Origin of the sequence: Nocardia spongicola, from assembly GCF_047200775.1 — a bacterium.
Lineage (GTDB): Bacteria > Actinomycetota > Actinomycetes > Mycobacteriales > Mycobacteriaceae > Nocardia.
Genome location: NZ_JBJZOO010000004.1, coordinates 387,630 through 407,622 on the forward strand (window position 1 = coordinate 387,630; position 19,993 = coordinate 407,622).

General features: G+C 65.5%; 19 protein-coding genes. 11 read left to right on the forward strand and 8 right to left on the reverse strand.

Annotation, left to right across the window (positions count from 1 at the left end; genetic code table 11):
• Nucleotides 1-613 precede the first annotated feature (613 nt).
• Nucleotides 614-1,075 carry a hypothetical protein gene (locus tag ACL02S_RS11840; protein ID WP_412802408.1) on the forward strand — a complete coding sequence of 154 codons (462 nt, stop codon included), beginning with the start codon at nucleotides 614-616 and terminating at the stop codon, nucleotides 1,073-1,075.
• A gap of 10 nt (nucleotides 1,076-1,085) precedes the next feature.
• A complete protein-coding gene (locus ACL02S_RS11845; RefSeq protein ID WP_412802409.1) occupies nucleotides 1,086-1,427 on the forward strand; it encodes a hypothetical protein in 342 nt (113 codons plus the stop codon).
• 409 nt (nucleotides 1,428-1,836) lie between these two features.
• On the opposite strand, the gene ACL02S_RS11850 is transcribed toward ACL02S_RS11845, so the two are convergent.
• The 3 genes from ACL02S_RS11850 to ACL02S_RS11860 all read right to left on the reverse strand — a co-directional run bounded on the left by ACL02S_RS11850 (nucleotide 1,837) and on the right by ACL02S_RS11860 (nucleotide 5,160).
• Nucleotides 1,837-3,111 (reverse strand): lipase family protein, encoded by a 1,275-nt coding sequence (locus ACL02S_RS11850; RefSeq protein ID WP_412802410.1) that lies wholly within the window; start codon nucleotides 3,109-3,111, stop codon nucleotides 1,837-1,839.
• 129 nt (nucleotides 3,112-3,240) lie between these two features.
• Nucleotides 3,241-3,714, reverse strand: a complete 474-nt coding sequence (locus tag ACL02S_RS11855; protein WP_412802411.1) for a DUF8176 domain-containing protein — start codon at nucleotides 3,712-3,714, stop codon at nucleotides 3,241-3,243.
• Nucleotides 3,715-4,140: 426 nt separating this feature from the next.
• The gene (locus tag ACL02S_RS11860; protein WP_412802412.1) at nucleotides 4,141-5,160 is read right to left on the reverse strand and encodes a crotonase/enoyl-CoA hydratase family protein; all 1,020 of its coding nucleotides are present in this window, start codon (nucleotides 5,158-5,160) and stop codon (nucleotides 4,141-4,143) included.
• 123 nt (nucleotides 5,161-5,283) lie between these two features.
• On the opposite strand from ACL02S_RS11860, the gene ACL02S_RS11865 reads away from it, so the two are divergent.
• A complete protein-coding gene (locus tag ACL02S_RS11865; RefSeq protein ID WP_412802413.1) occupies nucleotides 5,284-5,883 on the forward strand; it encodes a TetR/AcrR family transcriptional regulator in 600 nt (199 codons plus the stop codon).
• Between the two features lie 25 nt (nucleotides 5,884-5,908).
• Here ACL02S_RS11865 and ACL02S_RS11870 read toward each other — a convergent pair whose 3' ends face one another.
• A complete protein-coding gene (locus ACL02S_RS11870) occupies nucleotides 5,909-6,490 on the reverse strand; it encodes an Rv3235 family protein (RefSeq protein WP_412802414.1) in 582 nt (193 codons plus the stop codon).
• A 444-nt stretch (nucleotides 6,491-6,934) separates the two neighbouring features.
• Here ACL02S_RS11870 and ACL02S_RS11875 point away from each other — a divergent pair, with 444 nt between their 5' ends.
• A complete protein-coding gene (locus ACL02S_RS11875; RefSeq protein WP_412802415.1) occupies nucleotides 6,935-7,483 on the forward strand; it encodes a YceI family protein in 549 nt (182 codons plus the stop codon).
• Between the two features lie 85 nt (nucleotides 7,484-7,568).
• Here the strand turns inward: ACL02S_RS11875 and glpK (ACL02S_RS11880) are convergent, their stop codons facing one another.
• Nucleotides 7,569-9,086 (reverse strand): glycerol kinase GlpK, encoded by a 1,518-nt coding sequence (gene glpK / locus ACL02S_RS11880; RefSeq protein WP_412802416.1) that lies wholly within the window; start codon nucleotides 9,084-9,086, stop codon nucleotides 7,569-7,571.
• 48 nt (nucleotides 9,087-9,134) lie between these two features.
• Entirely contained in the window at nucleotides 9,135-9,899 is a 765-nt protein-coding gene (locus tag ACL02S_RS11885; RefSeq protein ID WP_412802417.1) for an IclR family transcriptional regulator, read from the reverse strand.
• Nucleotides 9,900-10,067: 168 nt separating this feature from the next.
• Here ACL02S_RS11885 and glpK (ACL02S_RS11890) point away from each other — a divergent pair, with 168 nt between their 5' ends.
• Nucleotides 10,068-11,588: a glycerol kinase GlpK gene (gene glpK / locus ACL02S_RS11890; protein WP_412802418.1), complete on the forward strand. Its 1,521-nt coding sequence runs from the start codon at nucleotides 10,068-10,070 to the stop codon at nucleotides 11,586-11,588.
• 91 nt (nucleotides 11,589-11,679) lie between these two features.
• Nucleotides 11,680-13,359 carry a glycerol-3-phosphate dehydrogenase gene (gene glpD / locus ACL02S_RS11895; RefSeq protein ID WP_412802419.1) on the forward strand — a complete coding sequence of 560 codons (1,680 nt, stop codon included), beginning with the start codon at nucleotides 11,680-11,682 and terminating at the stop codon, nucleotides 13,357-13,359.
• A 141-nt stretch (nucleotides 13,360-13,500) separates the two neighbouring features.
• Here the strand turns inward: glpD and ACL02S_RS11900 are convergent, their stop codons facing one another.
• Nucleotides 13,501-14,088, reverse strand: a complete 588-nt coding sequence (locus ACL02S_RS11900) for a TetR/AcrR family transcriptional regulator (RefSeq protein ID WP_412802420.1) — start codon at nucleotides 14,086-14,088, stop codon at nucleotides 13,501-13,503.
• Complete coding sequence (locus tag ACL02S_RS11905; protein WP_412802421.1) at nucleotides 14,089-14,775, reverse strand: crotonase/enoyl-CoA hydratase family protein; 687 nt, start codon at nucleotides 14,773-14,775, stop codon at nucleotides 14,089-14,091. It lies immediately after the preceding gene.
• A gap of 222 nt (nucleotides 14,776-14,997) precedes the next feature.
• Here ACL02S_RS11905 and ACL02S_RS11910 point away from each other — a divergent pair, with 222 nt between their 5' ends.
• The 5 genes from ACL02S_RS11910 (at nucleotide 14,998) to ACL02S_RS11930 (ending at nucleotide 19,912) form a co-directional block, all read left to right on the forward strand.
• The gene (locus tag ACL02S_RS11910; protein ID WP_412802422.1) at nucleotides 14,998-16,257 is read left to right on the forward strand and encodes a phthiocerol/phthiodiolone dimycocerosyl transferase family protein; all 1,260 of its coding nucleotides are present in this window, start codon (nucleotides 14,998-15,000) and stop codon (nucleotides 16,255-16,257) included.
• A 162-nt stretch (nucleotides 16,258-16,419) separates the two neighbouring features.
• Nucleotides 16,420-16,743 carry a hypothetical protein gene (locus ACL02S_RS11915; protein WP_412802423.1) on the forward strand — a complete coding sequence of 108 codons (324 nt, stop codon included), beginning with the start codon at nucleotides 16,420-16,422 and terminating at the stop codon, nucleotides 16,741-16,743.
• Nucleotides 16,740-18,089, forward strand: a complete 1,350-nt coding sequence (locus ACL02S_RS11920; protein ID WP_412802424.1) for a hypothetical protein — start codon at nucleotides 16,740-16,742, stop codon at nucleotides 18,087-18,089. The genes ACL02S_RS11915 and ACL02S_RS11920 overlap by 4 nt, the downstream gene beginning before the upstream one ends.
• 58 nt (nucleotides 18,090-18,147) lie before the next feature.
• Nucleotides 18,148-19,077, forward strand: coding sequence for a DUF8176 domain-containing protein (locus ACL02S_RS11925; RefSeq protein WP_412802425.1), 930 nt, complete (start codon nucleotides 18,148-18,150; stop codon nucleotides 19,075-19,077).
• A 106-nt stretch (nucleotides 19,078-19,183) separates the two neighbouring features.
• The gene (locus ACL02S_RS11930; protein ID WP_412802426.1) at nucleotides 19,184-19,912 is read left to right on the forward strand and encodes a VIT1/CCC1 transporter family protein; all 729 of its coding nucleotides are present in this window, start codon (nucleotides 19,184-19,186) and stop codon (nucleotides 19,910-19,912) included.
• Nucleotides 19,913-19,993: the final 81 nt, after the last annotated feature.

Here is a 19,993-nt window from a genome sequence, read left to right on the forward strand (position 1 = left end):
CGAACCGTCACGAGTAAGGGACCGGCTTCGGTTTCAGGCCGACACCGGTCGGTGTAAGGGCATCGGAAGATCGACGGGCAGAACGTCGTATAGCTGGCGGCAGTGCTCGCTCATGCTGATGCCCGATCAGTTGTGGTACAGGACATCCGGAGTGTCAAGGTCGTCTGCAAACTCTCCACGAGTACCACCACGATTGGGGTGTTCCCAGCTCGCAAGTGCCAGTGGTCGAAAGCGGCTTGGTCGCAGCGGTGCAGCGGTGCAGCAAAAGGTCGGACTCGCTGAACCAGATCAGGAATTCGGTGGCCGCATGATCTGGGCGCCTGTGTTGCGGCGTCTGGCCGGTATCAGGGGCCCGGGCCACGAGCTGACCAACCAGGTCGGCAGCCAGGCTCGCCGACTGAATCACTGTGCGTCACAAGTTCACACGAAGGCGGAAGGCAGGGCAGCCAACAGGCGCGTGAACCAGTTCCGATTCAGTGGAACCGATCGCAACCATCCTGCGTCCAATTTGCAGTGAGGGGTAAAAGCGGTGTCGCATCGTCGACATTGGATGTTCGCCCCGGCCAGTGGCCGCACCGATATAGCGGCCAAGACCGATAACCGGGAGTGTTCGATGAACATACGTAAGCTGGTCCTGTCCGTGTGCGCCACGATCGCCGCAGCGGTACCCGTGGGCGTGGGTGTACCCACCGCCGAGGCTGCTCCGCAGGTGTGGGCCGCCTGCGGGATTAGATCACCCGAGAACAAAGTTGTCGCCACCTACAGCAAGGCGATCCTGGACTGCGGAGATCGCGAGTCGGGGTACCGGCACATCAAGGATCGTCACATGGTTGAATGGCAGCAACTAGCTGCTATCGAGAACCGAAACTGGCGTGACATCGTCGACATGGCTATTGCGAAAGCCTTGGATAACCCGGAGGTCATAGTGCAGCAGGACAGGGGGGCGGTCTGCTACTCAGCTCAGATCTACCTGGTTAATTTCGCCACCGGCGCAATTGTCAAGACCATCTATCCGAGCATAATCGTCGGATCGGGACGAATCGTTACAGCGTTTTCGGGAGGAAAATGTGCCTGACCTTCCATCAGTGACCGAACTGGTGAACTCAGTTGTCACCGCCGGGCGAGGCTTAAACCTCGATATCGCCCTCGACGAGCAGGGCGGCCTGTGGATCACAAGCCGTAGCGGTTCACCGGTCAGCCCGCCGGTAGCGATACGGTTCACCGACGAATCACTGACCGAGTACTACCGCAGAATTGCCAGAAAAACTTACCCCGAAAGAAGTTCGGATTGGGATTTGTGGATGATGCTGATGTCAACCCATCTGTATGAGTCACTGTACGAGATGGGCAAAATCAGCGGACCCTGCGCCGTAGTCATCGGCGAGACCGGTTTCACCGCCGTAGCCGAAGAGATAGGCACAGAGTAGTTTTCGACAGCCCCGTGAGTGGTGGATACGCCGCCCACGGGGCTGCGGCCTGCACAGTAGACGCTCCGCCTATCAAGCAATCTAGGCGCGTGAGCGAAATCTTGACGTGTCGCTGCTGATTCAACGCCAGCACGTCACCGAGCCGGAACACGGTGCCACTGCCAGCAGAAAACCCGCCGTGCGGACCGCGCCTACGGTCGGCCGCGGGCCCCACCCCCACATTCTGTTACACCGCTCTACCGTCCCCGGCGACTATACCGGCGTGCGACAAGCGGAAGCGCTGGGATGGGCTGCGGGCTGAGCGGGCGGGACGCGGTCCGGATCGTGCACAAGGTTCGGTATTCATCTACTCACTCGGCCGCTGCGGATTCGGATGTCCTTGCGCCGGAACGGTTCCTGCCTGCCGATCTCAGCGCATGAGCGCGATCGAGCCGATATTCCTTGTCGTACAACCGTTCTCCACGGGTATCCCAGCGAATCGGTCGCGCAACCAGGCAACCACCTGATGCTGGGCGAGGGTGTTCAGCGTGAGATGCTCACTCGCGTGATCGCGGAGGTAGGTGATCCGCGCGGCGGGGTCCTGACAGTAAGCGGCGACGAGTGCGTCGGCCGGGCCGATCGGGACGAGCCAGTCCGCGGCCGCGTGGTAGAAGAGAACCGGAGCATCGGGAACCGACTTCCCCATCCTGGTGCGCTCGAATACTTCACGGAGCACCGGGGCCTGCAGCAGGCCACCTCGCACCAAGCTGTCGATATCGAGGAATGGCTCTATCGCGGCGTGTTTCAGCGCACAGATCCGATCCTTCGCCGCAAGTAACCGCTGCCCGCGCGGTGTGGCATTTTCCCGCAGGAATGTCTCCAGCGCCGGTTCCTCCCGCGCGAGCCCGATGATGATGGCGGCGACCAGGCCTGCGCCCGGCCCTCGGTTGGCCTCGCGCGCCAGCACCTCTAGATCTACATCGGTGCCACCGGAGACCACACCGACGAGGTTCACTTCCGGTGCGTACTCTGCGCGCAGCTCCGCACCGTGCACCGTGGGAATCGAACCGCCGGAATATCCCCACATCGCCACCTCGGTGGCGGCACCTGGCAGGCCGAGCGGGGCGAAATTCTCCGCGGCGCGGATACCGTCCAAGGCGATGCGGGCGGCCAGCGGACCGTGCGCGAATGCCGAATCCGGGCCCTGATGGTCCGGCACCACCACAGTCCAGCCTTGTGCCAGCAGCGCTTGCGCACCGAGCAAAGGATCGAGCTGACCGTCCAGCAAACCCGCCTGCGGTGGCCGGCGCACCATATACGATGGTGCGCAGTACTGCCCCGTCGAGTCCTCCGCGGGATGTAAGGACACCAGCTTCCCGGTTCCGGTACGCGGCGCCAATACCGTCGCGACCGCGGCTATCGGCCGGTCGGCGCTATCGTTCGAGCGGTAGGACAGCTGCCATGCCGCGGCGGCAGGCAATGTGCCGAGCCGGTTGGCGATCTCGATCGGCCGTTCGGCGAGGATTTCGCCCGGCTGCCGTGATGCCACCAGGTCGGCGGGTGGACGATAGAACGCGTCCTGTTCCGGCCGTACCGGCTCGGCCGCCACCACGGTCTCCGGTGTCGCCGATGACGGCACACCCGAGATAGCGAACAGCACCGAAACCACCGCTGCCGCGATACTGCCGTACCGTGCGAATCCCACCGACGACCTCCCCTGAAATCGATCCGCCATGTCTCGCATCCACCGATCGACCACTTCGGCAGTGGCATCGTAGCGAATTCATAGCAAACATCAGGGGTAACACGCGACGCGCCGGGCGATCGACGCGGATCAGTTCGGTGGGGTGATGGTACTGATGATGGATTCACCGCCGCGGGTGACCACGGTGACGAATTGCCGGTGGGTGCGATACGTTGCGTCGGGCCGCATTTCGGTGACAACTACGTCGTACTGGCCGTCCGGCAGCGGGATGACCAGTACACAGTGCCGTGTCCCCGCGGGGACGGAAGCGATGCTCGCATCGATATCGGCCACAGCAGGTACCGCGGCGTCCGGTGTGGTCAGCCCGCGGGCGAGTGTCCCGGAACGAGCCACATAGTAGGCATGCTGAAAGGCCAGGATCACATCCGGACCAGAATTCAGCGAACCCGTACCGTTGCCGCGAACCAAGTGACCACTGCGGCTCGGCGCACAGCCTGGCCCCCCACCGAGCACCGGATCGGCGATGCTCGCCGCTTGCCTCGGCGCAGGCATCACATCCGTATACGCCAGCACCAGCCCGGCAGAAGCGAACGAGGCCAGCACACTTACTCCGCTGACCAGCCAGGCGCGACGGACACGCTGCCGCGCACGGCGTCGTGCGCGCGACGGCTGGTGCCGATGTCGGTGGCGAGCACCACGCGGCGGTGGCGGTGGCTGCGGCGCGATCATCCCGGGCCACAGTGGCATACGGCCGGTATCGGCCGAGCCGGAGCGGTCTCGCGAGCCACCTGGCTCGGACGTGTTCGACGACATGATCTCGTCGCACCCCCTTCACCGGCACCTCTTCGGCTACCGTGGGTCCTTCTCAACGCTGTTGCGCAGTAACAACATTTCATATCGCGGTGATTCATGTCCGCGAAATGGACAGGAAACACCGGCGAACTGCGCATCCGCCCTGATCATCACCCCGGCCGAGCGCCGCCGTTCAACACTGGGCCGGGCTCGGCCGGGTAGCCGGATTCGAGCGGATCAGCGTTCGCGCCTGCCGTGCTTATGATCGCCGAACGGTTCGTCGCGCTCCCGGACGGTCTCGCGGAAACCTACCGTGGCGGCCCGCTCCTGGAAGTCGTACCCCTCCCTTGTATGCCGGGATATACCGTCGAAAACCGTGCTGACCATGCCGGAGGTGGTGACGCCCTGCGCGTACAGCGCCGAGTTGAGCGCCAGCTTGGCCATCATGAGCTGATTGATCGGCATACGCGCGATCCGCTCGACGAATTCCTCGGTGCGCGCGTCCAGTTCGTCGGCGGGCCAGGACTCGACCGCCAGTCCCCATTCCACAGCCTGGGCGCCGGTCAGGCAATCACCGGTGAACAGCAAACGCTTGGCACGCTGATCGCCGAGCCGATGCGCCCACATCCCCGCCGCGGGGATGCCCCAGACCCGAGTGGGCGGATAGCCGATCTTGGTGTCGTCGGCGCAGATGATCTGGTCGGCGAACAAAGCGATATCGCTGCCACCCGCAACGGCGAAACCGTGCAGCTTGGCCACGGTCGGCTTATTCGCCTGCATCAGGCTGGCGAAACCGCGATTGAATCGGCTCATCATCGCGTAGTCGATCATCGGATCCCAGTCCCGGCGCCGATCGTGGTTGCGGCCCTGCACTACCGGATCCACGACCGTGCCCACCGCCTCGTCTGGACCGTCGGCTGCCGCGAAACCCCGCTCGGCGAACATGCTCAGGTCATATCCGCCGCAGAACCCCTTGCCGCGCCCGGACAGCAGAATCACGTGCACTCGCGGATCCAGATCGGCGCGTTCGACCGCATGCGCCAAATCGTGTGGGGTGTCCGGGGTGATCGCATTACCCTGCTCCGGCCGATTGAAGGTGATCCTGGCGATCCGGCCGTCTCGCTCATAGGTCAAGGTCCGATACCCCCGCGCGCTGTCCGGCTCCGGCCGGCCCTCCCACGGCGAGTCCGGCCGCTCGGTCCAGTTGTGGTACCACGTGGCCGCACCGACATCGGCCTGGATCGCACCGTCAGTCATCGTTTTCCCTTCCACTTGCCGGAACCCCGGACATTCGCAGTCTGACCTACTCACCATTTGACAGTCAATACTGACTGTGAAAATACTGACTGAGATAATGCCGCCAGCGACGAAGGGAGCCGGATGGCCGGGCTACGCGAAAAACAGAAACAGGCAACCCGGGTCCGCATCCTCGACGCCGCGGTGGAACTGCTGGCCGAGCGAGGCTACTGCGCGCTGTCCACACTGTCGGTGCAGCGCGCCGCTGGACTCAGCCGCGGCGCGCTACTGCACCACTTCCCGACCTTCGACACGTTGGTATCCGAGCTGGTCGCCCACCTGGTCGCACGCAACGAAGCGGCCGTCGACGAGGCGGCGGCTCGGCTCGGTGACAGTTCCGACCCGATCGTGCGCGCCCTGAGCGCGTTGTACGAATCCATGACCCGGCCCGCGGCGCAGGCCGAATTCGAATTGTGGGCGGCCGCGCGCACCGACCCGGCGCTCGCCGAGACATTACGCACGGCAGAACGGCAGGCCGGGCGCGATCTCCATCGCGTAGCCGACACCCTGTTCGGTCCCGCCCTCGTCGCTCATCCGCGCTATCCCGCCGTCCGCGATCTCACTGTCGCGATATTGCGCGGCACCGCGCTGTCACGATCACTGCGCACCACCGAACGCGCGGCCGCGACCACTATCGACCGGTGGGCACAGGCCATTGCGATACTGCTCGCCCCCGACCGATAACCGCGCGACCCCGCCGCGGACCACCTCAACGAATGCGCAAGGCCGTCAACCGCCAGCCCGCCGCACGAGTACGAGCGATCCGCGCCGCCAGCGCGAAACAGCGACCGCCACGGCCGTACCTGGCGTACACCTCGGCAGTCTTACCATTCACCAGCACGACACTCACCCGGATCGGCACCGCGGTCCCCAGATCGCGCCCCGGCACCAGATCGGCGTCGATCAGCGTACGCACCGCGGCGATCACAGTGCCCTCGGCGAGGACAACCAGTTGCGCCACCGGCCTCCTGCGATCCAACACCTCCAACACGATCCGCACCGTGGACTCGGCGAAACGACGAGCTGCCGACAAAGCCGCCTCATCGGCCCCCGTCACACCAGCACCCCGCGCCGCACCCCTGGCTCGCGCTTCGGACGGATGACCACGATGCCGGGCGCCGCGCGCGCCCGCGCCCGGCAGCGCGGACAAAACCCCTGGACGTGAGCAATACGGTGACACCAGAGCCACTGCCGGATCTCGGGTCATCCCACCCGCCCCGGCCCGACGCCTGCTGTCCAACGGCGGCTCCGGATTCGGCGCTGGCACCAACCAATCACGATATGCAGTCATCCGGATTCCTCCCCCTTGTGACGACCTGCCGAGCTGCCAACGGACTCCGTACGCGATAGGCAAGCCGGAATTCGACCACACCACCCGAATACCGAGCGGCATCGCACCGAGCATAGGCCGGAGTCCTCCTACAGTGGGGCGAAAGGGAGAAAACGGATCACGATGCAGGCGCAGCACCAGTCAGACGATCCCCCGGCGCGTTCCCCGTGCGCACGCGCGTTGAACCCGAATCACAGCTCCAGACTGCCGGAATCGCACTGAATACCGCGCTCCTTATCGCCGACTGAAAACCGAAACCCGCCGCGCGGAATAACAGGACACAGCTCACCGTTAGAGTAGTTGCCACATCCACCAAACTGCGGCCGCATCGAGGCGGACAGCCAATGCCGACGGCGCGCTCGACCAGCCAAGTAGTTTAAATTTAAACCAAATGAGGAGAACGTCATGACGACCGGCATCACCCCCACCTTGGCCACTGGCACCTGGGCTATCGACCCAGCCCACTCCACTCTCGGCTTCTCGGTCCGCCATCTGATGGTCAGTAAAGTGCGCGGCCGCTTCACCGACTTCGCTGGCGCCCTGGTCATCGCCGAAGACGGCAGCGCCTCGGCCGAAGCACAGATCCGAGTCGACTCGGTCACCACCGACAATGCTCAGCGTGATGCGCACCTGCGCACCGCGGACTTCTTCCAGGTCGAGGAATTCCCGGTAGCCACCTTCACATCGACCGGGTTCCGCGTCGACGGCGACGAATTCCTGGTAGACGGCGAATTCACCCTCCGCGGCGTCACCGCACCGGTCACGCTGGAAGTCGAATTCCTCGGCACGAACCCCGGTATGGGGCAGGGTCCGGTCGCCGGCTTCGCGGCCAAGACCGTGCTCAACCGCCGCGACTTCGGTATCACCATCGACATGCCGCTGGCCGACGGTGGCGCGGTAATCGGCGACAAGATCACACTCACCATCGAGGTCGAGGTCGGTTTGCAGTCCTGAACCACCGGGGCGGACGAAAGGGTGCGCTCCTTTCGTCCGCCCCGCTATCGCGACTCGCCCGTGCGCACGACAGCCATACCGCGACTCACCGGTCCGCTTTCGGCTTAGCGCGCACCCAGCCGGAAGCCAGTTCGACCGCGCGCTGCCAATTGCCGTACTCGTCGGCACGGTGTACCGGGTCCATTCGCGGCATCCATTGCGCGGCAAGGCGCCAATGCGTGCGCAAACCCTCCGGATCCGGCCAATATCCGACGGCGAGGCCCGCGGCGTATGCCGCACCGAGCGAGACGGTCTCGGCGACGAACGGGCGCAGCACCGGGACATCGATGACATCGGCGACAATCTGCATGAGCAGGTTGTTCGATGTCATACCACCGTCTACGCGCAACGCATCGGCCCGCAGACCGGAGTCGGCGTTCATCGCCTCGACCACATCGCGGGTCTGCCACGCGGTGGCTTCCAGCACGGCCCGCGCGAGATGTCCCTTGGTAATGTAGGAGGTCAGTCCGACGATGAGGCCACGGGCGTCACCACGCCAATGCGGTGCGTACAGCCCGGAGAAGGCGGGCACGATATAACAGCCGCCGTTGTCGGTAACGGTGCGCGCGAGCGTTTCGATCTCCGGCGCGCTGGTGACCAATCCGATATTGTCCCTGACCCATTGCACGAGCGAGCCGGTGACCGCGATCGGTCCTTCCAGGGCATACACCGGCTCCTCGCCGATCTGGTAGCCGATTGTGGTGAGCAGACCGTGCTCGGAGCGCACCAATTCGCTGCCGGTATTCATCATCAGGAATCCACCGGTGCCATAGGTGCATTTGAGCTCACCCCGCGCGAAACAGGTTTGGCCGAACAGCGCGGCATGCTGATCGCCGAGCGCCGCGGCGATCCGAATACCTGGCACGATACGGCGAGTGACGCCGTACGACGCGGTAGAGGGCTGGATCCGCGGCAACATCGCGGCGGGAATACCGAAGAACTCCAGGAGTTCGTCGTCCCAGTCGAGCGTACGGAGGTTCATCAGCATGGTCCGACCGGCATTCGTGACATCGGTCAGGTGCAGACCACCCTCGGCCCCGCCGGTGAGATTCCAGATCAGCCAGGTCTCCATAGTGCCGAAAAGCACCTCACCGCGCTCGGCGCGTTCGCGCAGGCCCGCGACGGCGTCCAGCATCCAGCGCAGGCGTGGTGCCGCGAAATAGGTGGCCAGTGGCAGACCGCACCGCGCGCGGATCCGGTCTGCCTCAGGGCGCTCCTGCAACGTGCCGACCAATTCTTCGGTCCGCACGTCCTGCCAGACGATGGCCCGCCCGATCGGCATCCCGGTACGGCGATCCCACACCACGGTGGTCTCGCGCTGGTTGGCAATGCCGATAGCGGCGATCTGCTCGGCGGCGATACCGGAGTCCCGCAGCACGCGCGGCACGATCCGCTCGACATTGCGCCAGATCTCCAGCGCGTCCTGCTCGGCCCACCCCGGCCGCGGGTAATGCTGCTGATGCGGCCGCTGCGCGACGCCGGCCAGCCGGGCACGCTGATCGAACAGGATGCAGCGCGTCGAGGTGGTGCCCTGGTCGATGGCCAGTACATACCGTTGCGTCATCCTCGGCCGCTCTCTGTGGTAGTCCGCCGCACGAAGGCCCGACGGAGCTCAGTGTCCCGCACCCAGATCCCTCGATATCGCCCGCGCCGCATCGAGCACCTGGCCGATCAGTGTCCGCCGCGGCCGCGACTGCGCGTCACAGAGCCGGTCTACTGCACCGGTGATACCGATGGCCCCGACCGCGAGCCCCCCGTGTGCTCGGATCGGCGCCGCGATGCCTGCCTCACCGAGCCGGAATTCCTCGATATCGCAGGCCCATCCGGCGTGCCGCACCTCAGCCAGCGCCCGGCCGAGCGCGACCCGGTCCACCAGGGTGCGGTAGGTGAGCGGGGCAGGCTCGCCCGCACGCACCGTGGCGGCCACATCGGTATCGAAGGCGAGCAGGATTTTCCCCAGTGCGGTGGCGTGCGGCGGCAGCAGCTCGCCGAGTTCGAGCGCCTGCTCGCTGTTGTCCGGCCGGAATACGTGATGGACCACCACCACCTCGCCGTCTACCGGCGCACCGATCCGTACCGACTCGCCGGTACGCGCCGCCAGCGCATCGGCCCAGTTGATCGCCATGGAGCGCAGCTCATTGGTATCGAGGTAGCTGCGGTCGAGCTGGAGCAGCGCCGGGCCGAGCTGGTACTTGCCGCTCGCCGGGTCCTGCACAACGAAACCGACCCCCTGCAAGGTACGCACAATGCCGTGCGCAGTCGGCTTGGCCAGACCGAGCGCACCAGCGATATCGCCGATACCGAGACGGCCGGAGCCACGGGCCAGCAGCCGCAATACGGCAGCGGCCCGTTCGATTGATTGGATCGGCCCCGGCATACCGGAAAACCTATCCCGCCTATTCGACATTGTCGAACGCAAGCTATACCCCCCGCCGGATTCCCGTCGTAGTTTCCGTATCAGCACAGTCTCGTCCGCATCCAGCGAGACGAACGGAGACTCGTTTCTCCGCATCAACGCGGCAGGCACCGCAACGAAAGGAGCACGATGAGCCAGTTCGTCGGCGCCATCGACCAGGGCACCACGAGCACCCGCTTCATGGTGTTCGACCACAACGGCACCGAAGTCGCCCGCCATCAGCTCGAACACGAACAGATCCTGCCGCAGCCGGGATGGGTGGAACACAACCCGACCGAGATCTGGGAACGCGCCCGCGTGGTGATCCAAAGCGCACTGACCAAGGCCGATCTCAGCGCGAGCGATCTGGCCGCGGTCGGCGTCACCAACCAGCGCGAAACCACCGTGGTATGGAACCGCAAGACCGGCAGACCGTACTGCAATGCCATCGTCTGGCAGGACACCCGCACCGATCGGATCGTCGCCGAGCTGGAGCGGGCCGGACACGGCGAAACCATCCGTCACAAAACCGGCCTGCCGCCCGCCACGTACTTCTCCGGCGGCAAACTGCGCTGGATCCTGGACAATATCCCTGGTGTGGCCGCGGACGCCGAACGCGGCGACGCGCTCTTCGGCACCACCGATACCTGGCTGCTGTGGCACCTCACCGGCGGTGTCGACGGTGGTGCGCATGTCACCGATCCGACCAATGCCAGCCGCACCATGCTGATGAACCTGGAAACCTTGGACTGGGACGACGAGCTGCTGACCCTGTTCGGAATTCCGCGCGCGATGCTGCCCGAGATCGCTCCTTCGGCCAACCCCGATCTGTTCGGCACCACCCGCGCGGACGGCCCGTTCGGTGGCGCGGTCGCGCTGGCGGGTGTGCTCGGCGATCAGCAGGCAGCCACCGTCGGGCAGGTCTGCTTCCAGCCCGGTACGGCCAAGAACACCTACGGCACCGGAAACTTCCTGCTGCTCAATACCGGGACGGAGATCGTGCGCTCGCAGCATGGTCTGCTCACCACGGTCGCCTATCAGTTCGGCTCGGCGAAGCCGGTGTACGCACTGGAGGGTTCGATCGCGGTCACCGGCTCGGCCGTGCAGTGGCTGCGCGATCAGCTCGGCATCATCTCCGGTGCCGCACAGAGCGAAGCGCTGGCCCGGCAAGCGGAGGACAACGGCGGGGTGTACTTCGTGCCCGCGTTCTCGGGGCTGTTCGCGCCGTACTGGCGCTCGGACGCGCGCGGTGCCATCGTCGGCTTGTCCCGCTACAGCACCAACGCCCACCTCGCCAGAGCAACACTGGAAGCAATCTGCTATCAGACCCGTGATGTGGTCGAAGCCATGCAAGCCGACTCGGGGATAGAGCTGGATGTGCTGCGCGTGGACGGTGGCGTCACCGCGAACGAGCTGTGCATGCAGATCCAGGCCGATTTCCTCGGCGTACCGGTATCCCGGCCCGAGGTCGCCGAGACCACCGCACTCGGCGCCGCCTACGCGGCAGGTCTTGCCGTCGGCTTCTGGCGCGATACCGCCGAACTAGAGCGCAATTGGCACGAGGCCAAGCGCTGGCATCCCACCTGGACAACAGAGCAACGCGAACACGGCTACGCACGCTGGCAGAAGGCAGTCGCGCGCACCCTCGACTGGGTGGACGTCGACGACTGAGCCGACCGAACCGCGCCGTTCCGAAAACCGCGAGCACTGTTGTTCCCGGCTACCGCAGACCCCTATCCCTGAAACAAGGAGACATACCACCGTGTCCGCACGATTGGATCCCCAGTACCGCGCCAACGCGGTGAACTCACTCGCCGACACCGAGATCGATGTGCTCGTCATCGGTGGCGGCGTAGTCGGCGCAGGCGCGGCGCTCGACGCCGCCTCGCGCGGCCTCACCGTGACCCTGGTCGAGGCCAGGGATTTCGCCGCGGGCACCTCCAGCCGTTCCAGCAAACTCATCCACGGCGGATTGCGCTATCTGGAACAGCTGGACTTCTGGCTGGTGCGGGAGGCATTGAAGGAACGTGGGCTGCTGCTGAACCGGCTGGCACCGCACCTGGTTCGCCCGGTGTCGTTCCTGCTCCCCCTGCAGCATCGGGTATGGGAGCGGGCCTATATCGGCGCAGGCGTGGCGCTCTACGACACCATCGGCGGTGCCAGGGCGCTGCCCATGCACCGGCACCTGTCCCGCACCCGTGCGCTCGACCTGGCACCCGCACTGCGCCCGGACGCATTGACCGGGGCGATCCGGTATTTCGACGCTCAGGTCGACGATGCCCGTCACACCATGATGATCGCCCGCACCGCGGCCCAGCACGGCGCCACCGTGCTCACCAGGACCAAGGTGACCGGACTGCTCCGTGATGGGGAGCGGGTCGTCGGGGCGGAAGTCACCGACCGGGAAACCGGCCGGGTGCATACCATCCGCGCGCGCCGGGTGATCAGCGCGACCGGTGTATGGACCGACGAAATGAACCAGCTGACCGGCGTCGAATTCCCGTTCCATGTCCGCATGTCCAAGGGTGTGCACATTCTGGTGCCGCGCCATCGGCTGAACCTGGACACCGGGCTGATCATGCGTACCGAGAAAAGCGTTCTGTTCGTCATTCCGTGGCACCAGCACTGGATCATCGGTACCACCGACACGGATTGGTCATTGGACAAGGACCATCCGGCCGCCAGCAATGCCGACGTGCAATACCTGCTCGATCACGTCAACGGAGTGCTGCGCGAGCCGCTCACCCGGGACGATATCGTCGGCACCTATGCGGGGCTGCGCCCGCTGCTGTCAGGTGCGTCGGCGGATACCGCGACCCTCTCGCGGGAACACGCGGTTGCCGAACCAGCCCCCGGCCTGTTCGTGATCGCGGGCGGCAAATACACCACCTACCGGGTGATGGCCGCCGACGTCGTAGACGCGGCGGTGGCCGGGCTCGGCCGCGCGGTCGCCCCGTCGGTCACCGAGCATCTGCCGATCCTCGGTGCGGTGGGCTACCACGAACTCGCCGCCGATCTCGACAGCCTCGCGCAACGTGCCGGACTGCCGAGGACGACAGTCGAACGCTTGCTCAGCCGCTACGGTTCCGCGATCACCGATGTGTTCGACCTGATCACCCGCGAACCCGAACTGGGCACACCGCTGACCGGCGCACCGGAGTATCTCGGCGCGGAGGTGGTGTACGCGGTGACCCATGAGGGCGCCCTGCATTTGGACGATGTGCTCACCCGCCGCACCAGGATCTCCATCGAAACCGCCGACCGCGGGCTTGCCGCCGCCCCTGAGATCGCCTGGTTGATCAGCGGTCACCTCGGCTGGGACGCCATGAGTATCGAAGGCGAGGTCACCCGGTACCGCGATCGGGTACACGCCGAACTGGCTGCCAACCAGGCAGCCGACGACGCATCCGCCAACGCGGCCCGGCTGGCTGTCGTCGCCTGAACCGGAGCGGAACACACACATAGCCCAGCGGATCGCGACTCCTGCCCCGGTGGGGAGGGCAGGCCATCGGCTGGGCTATGTGGCGGAACGCCAGCCTGCTCCCGAGCGCATCCGGGTCGATACCGGCGGGCGAAGCGGCGGTTAACGCTTGAGTGTAGCGAGAGCGGCGACGGCCGCATCCTGCAAAGTCGACGCCAGCATCCGCGGCGGCACCGAGGTGCGCCCACGCACCCACTGCCTGCAGTACTCTTGCGCTGGCCCGACACAGATCGCGTACGCCACCGGATAACCGTGCTCACCGGCGTTCGTGACGCCTACCAGTTCGAGGTACCGACGCTCCAAAGCGATATGGAACACTTGATTATGCTGTGCCAGCTCGGTTTCCGAGGCATAGGCGACCTCGTCCGGCAGCGCGTCGAACAAGAAACGAGCGAGATCGGGATGATCTTCCACCCAGCCGAGATGCGCATCGAGCATCGTGCGAATCGCCTGCTCGGCGCTCACCTCGGGCGCGGTGAAACGGTCGAGCACGGTGCGTTGATAGTCGAGCATGCCGGAGACGTATACCGCGGCCACCAGTTCGACTTTGGAGCCGAAGGCATGGAACATACTGCCGCTGGACAGGCCGAGCCGATCACGCACGCCTGCCACAGTGAACGCCGGATAGCCTTTGTCCAGAAGTTGCTTCGTTGCCTCGATCAGAATTCGCTCGCGGGTATCCGCGGCCATCTACGCCCCGAATTCGGAATCGATACCGGTCCGTACCGCCGCGCATACCTGGGCACGAACCCGCAGCTTGGTCTGAGTATGTGCCCCGAAATCGATTCCGGTCAGACGATGCGCTTCGGCTGTCGCACGAACATGCAATTCGTCCGCATCGGCGACGAGTACATCGAGAAAGCCCATGTCCCGCGCCTCCGCGGGATCGACCAGGATTCCGGTGTTCATGGCCCGGTCGAATCCCGGCGCGGTGAGCCGATGCCGCGCCACCTCGACCCCGTAGTGCGGAACGGTCAATCCGATCGCGACCTCATTGAGCCCTAGTTTGAAATCCCCAGCGATCCCGAAACGCACATCCGTGGCCAATAAGGTGAACGCACCCTGCGCGATCGCATGGCCAGGACACGCGGCGACCACGGGGAACGGAAACTCGAGCAGCCGGTGGATCAGGTCCCCACCCGCGCGCATAGTCCGGCGAATATCCTCCGGGGACCGGGAGAAGGTCGCCAGATCATAACCAGCGGAGAACATCCGCGAGCGACCGGTGAGCAGGACGACAGCCCGATCGGCCTCCGCACGGTCGAGCGCGCCCGCGATAGCGCTGATCATGCTCTCGGACATCACATTCGCTTTACCGTCGTCCAGCGTGATCGTGGCGACGCCGTTGTCGAGCCGGTAAGCGACGAGTTCGGTCATGACAACCTCCATTAGAGGAGAGCTCTAGATTATCGCTCTAGACCATACCTACACTCAGGGAGTTCCGACCGAGCGACTGCTCTCGGGCACGGTGTCGTTGGAGCAACGACCAGAAACAGCATCTCCACATTCTCCGATACAGGATAGAGGCGAAGATGCCGCTAGCCTGGCGCGTCCGGGTATCGGGCCTGCCTCGGGGACAGGCTAGGTGAAGGAAGCGACATGACCGCAGCAACCGTCATCCGTCCGCTGGCGCCGAGCGAAGCGATCTTCGCCAATAGCGAAGTCCTCGTTGGCTATTCGATTCGGGTTGCCGGTCGGCTCGACCTCGCCGCACTGTCGGCGGCGTTTACGGCGGTGGTTGCCGCGCACCCGATCCTCGGCGCCCGGCTGGAACCGGATGGGCCCGGTAGACATCTGCTGCTCGAATCTCCTGGCGCACCACCGGAGATCTCGATCGCCGAAGGTGATCCCGAGCTGTTACTCACCGGCGCCCAGCTCGACCAGCGCAGAGCACTCGGCACACTGTGCGTGGTGCGCGATGGCGACACTGCCGGCGTCACGCTGGTGACACACCACAGTATCGCGGACGCCTCCCATTCCTTGGCGCTGCTCGCCGAACTGTGTTCTTGCTATACCGATCTCGTCCAAGGCCGGGCACCCGAACTGGAGCCGCATGGATTCCCCAGTTCGGTGGAAGACCTGCTGCCGGCGCGCGGCATCGAAAAGATCGATATCCCGGCGATGCCACCGCGCTCCCCTGGTATCGCCAGAATCGATTCCGCTCCAAGCGATCCCGACTATCTCATCCCACGGACCGCCCGCTGCAGGCTGACCACGGCACAGACCGCGGCACTGATCGAGCTGGGACATCGGGAGAACACCACGATCAACGCACTCGCCTCCGCCGCGATTCTGCTCACCGAGGCCGAGCTACGCGATCTGCCGTTGACCGAACTGAGATACACCTACTCGGTCGACCTGCGCAACCGGGTGACGCCGCCGATCGGTCTGACCGAAGGCACCAATGTGCTCGGCTTCGCGAACTTCGTCCCGGCGACCGGCGACAGCGCGACACTGACCGGTCTGGCCCGAGGCATCAGCGGCACCCTGCGGCACGAACTCGGCAATGGTTTCGTACAGCAGACTCCGTTGCACATCCCCGAGATCGCCGCGGGCCCCCCACCACGCGAACCGGGTATCGTGCTCACCACCAATTGGGGCCGGGTGCATCGGCCCAGGATGCCAGACGAACTGCACATCACCGACTTCCGTTCGATCATGCTCGGCAAGCCGGATAAAACCGGGCATCGACTACAGCAACCGAGCGGCACCATAATCATCAGCACCTTCGACAACCGGCTGAGCATCGAAATCCATCACCCCGATGAGACAACGGCCGAACAGCGAGTGCGCGTGCGGCTACTCGCCGCGCACCTGTCGGCGTTCAGCGCGGCGAACGCCGAGCCACCGTCCCCCTGAGCGCGGCGTCAGCCGCCGGCGTGGCAGCGAGCGGTCACCACCCCACGCTGCCACAGCGATTCCAGGGAACGGCACCAGCCGATTCGAGCGCACAACCCCCATCGGGGCAGTACCCTTGGCAATGAATCATGGTGCGACATACTGGGATCCGGGAGGGGAACAGTGGACACGCTCAGACTCGATCCGGCGGCGGCCGCCGCCTACACCGCAATCGCGAACGCGGTGTCCGAACAATTGTCCGCAGCGGCAACGATCGTCTCCGGCGCGGTGCGTCCGGACCAGCTGGCTACCGATCTCGGGCTCGTCGGCGCGGAATTCACGGCACGGTTCACAGCGGCCGTTACCGAATACGCGCAGGCGTTGTCTACCGCGGGACAACTTGTCGGCGCCTACGGCGAGGTCATGGACAATTACCGGGAGCGGGCCGGCGACGTCGACACAGCCACGGCAGCGGCGATCGACCAGGCCGGCGAGACACGGCCATGAGAACACTGCTCGGACCGCGAAAACGGACACAGACCGCCCCACCTGCCGCGGAAACCGCCGGACCGCCCGATACCGGAGCGGACGCCGACCCACCGATCATCGCCGTACTGGTAAATCCGCTGTTGTCGCTGCGTTCCGCACTCGGCTCCGGTACCTACCTGCCGAATACGACAACGACCGATGCCTTTTCCGCGGCCACCACGCAGGCGGCCGATACCGAGGGGCCACATCGCGAAGGTGTGCACGCGCTGGAATCGACCTGGATCTCACGCGCCGCCGACGCCGCGGTGCCCGTGTTGCGCACAGCGCAGAGCCAGATCGGCGATATCTCCGATCGGGGCCCGGCCTATCTGTCGATCCTCGCCGACGCACACAGCACATCCGGGCGCGCGGCCCGGCGCGTCGAAGAGATCATCGCCGAGTTCCGGCGGGACGCGCGCGCGATCCTGGCCACCGCGACCACAGCGCCGGAAACCGACGCGATCATCGCCCGCGCCACCCAGGCACTACATGCCGCCCTCACCGCGGTGACCACCGCGCGCTCCGAGATGGACGACCACATCAGAAAGCTCGACGAGCTGGGACCACCGCTGGTCAGCACACCACAGGGCGGCGCCTACGGCCGAGCCCCCCAGCCCGGCACCACCCGAGAATTCCGGCCAGGCACCGCTGGAGAATTCGGTCCCGAAACCACGATCTCCACCCCCACACCGTCGTGGGACCCCGCACTGGCCGCACAACTGCAATTACAGCAGCGACTCATCGCCGCGGGAGTTCAGCTGGGTACCGCGGCCATCACCGCCGGTGTCGACATCGGCACCCATCTCATCGATAAGATCGCCGAGGTCGCCATCCACACCATCGACACCGTGGCGGCCTCGGCGGACGAGGTGATTCCGGAACTGATCGACCCGGGTTCCCATCCTCCTTCCGGCCCGGACGGCGATAACGCGCAGAGCTCAACCGCACTGTTCGACTTCGGCGACCGATCACCGGAACACACGCCGTCGACCAGCGCGGGTGCGACACCTCCGCCCGGTGATCCAGCACAGGCCTCGAAACCGGAGAGCAAACCCACACCCACCGGCCCACCCCCGATCACAAGTCCACCACCGACTATCGGCCCACCCCCGACTATCGGCTCCGCTCCGCCCCCCTCCGCACCCCCGGCCGATCCCTCCGGTAAACAAGGCCCTACCGGTGGCATGGTGCTGCCACCCGCTCCACCCCCTGGCGGCAACGACCAGCAGCACAAGCCGCGCGAGGGTCAGCTGGGCGTAACCATCCCCGTCGTAATGACAGCGGTGCCGCCTGTACTCGGCACATTCGACGATGACGCCCCCTGACCGAGAGCCACCGGATCAAAGCACCCCCCGCGACAATCCGTTCGACACAGGTCTACCGATGCTGCGCGCCCCTACCGGTACGCCGCCCCCGTGGCGGCGACGGCCGCGAGGGCGGCGCCGCAAGCAGATGTGGCGGCGCGGTCCGGAATCCGGCGCCGCGCAGCAGGCCCGGACACCGGAGGAACAATCACTGCGGCCTGGGCTGGAGGAATGGCAACACTGGCTGGAACCGACCCCCTCGGACGAACAATCGGCACAGCAGGCCGCCGACCGGCAACTGAGCATCCCTATCGAACCGGAGCCTGCCACCACACCCACGATCACTGCCCACCGGGCTCAGGCGCCGATGATCGTCAACAGATCAGGCCCCCACCAGGGCACTCCGGTGCGCAGACCGAGGCGACCCACGCAGCAATCCAACAGCAAACGAGTGCTGACGGTACTGATCGTGCTCGGTATCGTGGTCGTGACCGGATCGATCGTCCTGACCATCATCTACGGGTCCGATACGAGAACACGCACTACTGCCGCTCCCTCTGCCACCGATACCGTGCCGATCACCTCGACTCCCCCCGCAGTGGCCACTGCCCCTGCGGCCATCGCGACACCGGGATGTGTGCAACAACAGACCGTCGAGGCCGTTTCCGGCACCGACCCCGGCGGTACCGGTAGCGGTCCCGAGGCCATCCTCGCCTTCGAATACGCCTATTACGCCGAACGTTCCGGGTATCGGGCCCGCACTGTGGTTGCCCCGGACGCGGCGGTGCCGCCCGCCGATCAGATACAGCGCGGCATCGACCGAGTCCCCATCGGCACCAGATACTGCGTCCTGATCACCCCGGCCGGGGATACTCCCGATGGGCAAGCCCGCTGGAAAGTCCGGCTGACTCAGCAATTACCCGGCGTGGAGCCGAATGTCTTCGCACAGGTCATCACGACCCGAACCGGTACCGACCGAACCCTGATCACCGGAATCGCGGCAGGCTGACCACATCATGCGCGACAGATACCCTGCCGCACAATGCGTTCGATATCGCGGCAATCACAGCCCGGCCCGGCTGCCCCGCCGAGAACAATGACATAACCTGCGCTTTATGGAGCGCACGCTCGGCCCGCTCGGCCCACATCCGCATGAACCGCACGGCAACGGTTTCGCAGCCAAACTGAACTGGCTGCGGGCGGGTGTACTCGGCGCGAACGATGGCATCGTCTCTACCGCGGGGCTTGTCGTCGGCGTCGCCGCGGCTACGACCGATACCACGGCGTTGTTCACCGCGGGCATCGCAGGCCTGTCGGCAGGCGCGATCTCGATGGCGGTGGGCGAATACGTCTCGGTCAGCACCCAGCGCGATTCGGAGCGCGCGCTGCTGGCAAGAGAGCGCAAAGAGTTACGTGAGCAACCGGAATCCGAATTGGTCGAGCTCACGGGCATCTATCAAGCCAAAGGCCTGACACCGGAAACCGCGCGCAAAGTCGCCGAGGAGCTCACCGCACACGATGCGTTCACCGCGCACGCCGAAGCCGAGCTCGGCTTGAACCCGGCCGAGCTGACCAACCCATGGCTGGCGGCGCTGGCCTCGGCGGGCGCGTTCCTTCTCGGCGCATTGCTTCCGCTGCTCGCCATCCTGTTGCCGCCGGCGAGCGCGCGCATTCCGGTGACCTTCGTGGCTGTTCTGGTGGCACTCGCGATCACCGGTTCGGTCAGCGCCCGTCTGGGCGGAAGCCCCCGTGGACGAGCAGTAGTCCGGGTGGTGCTCGGTGGCGCGCTGGCCATGGCGATCACCTATGGCATCGGCGGGCTCGCCGGGGTCGCTGGAGTCTGAGCCCTCTCGACCGGGGCCGCCGGGAGCACTCACCCCCAACACTTAGTGCATTAATTATTCATGCACTAATATGGTCGGAGA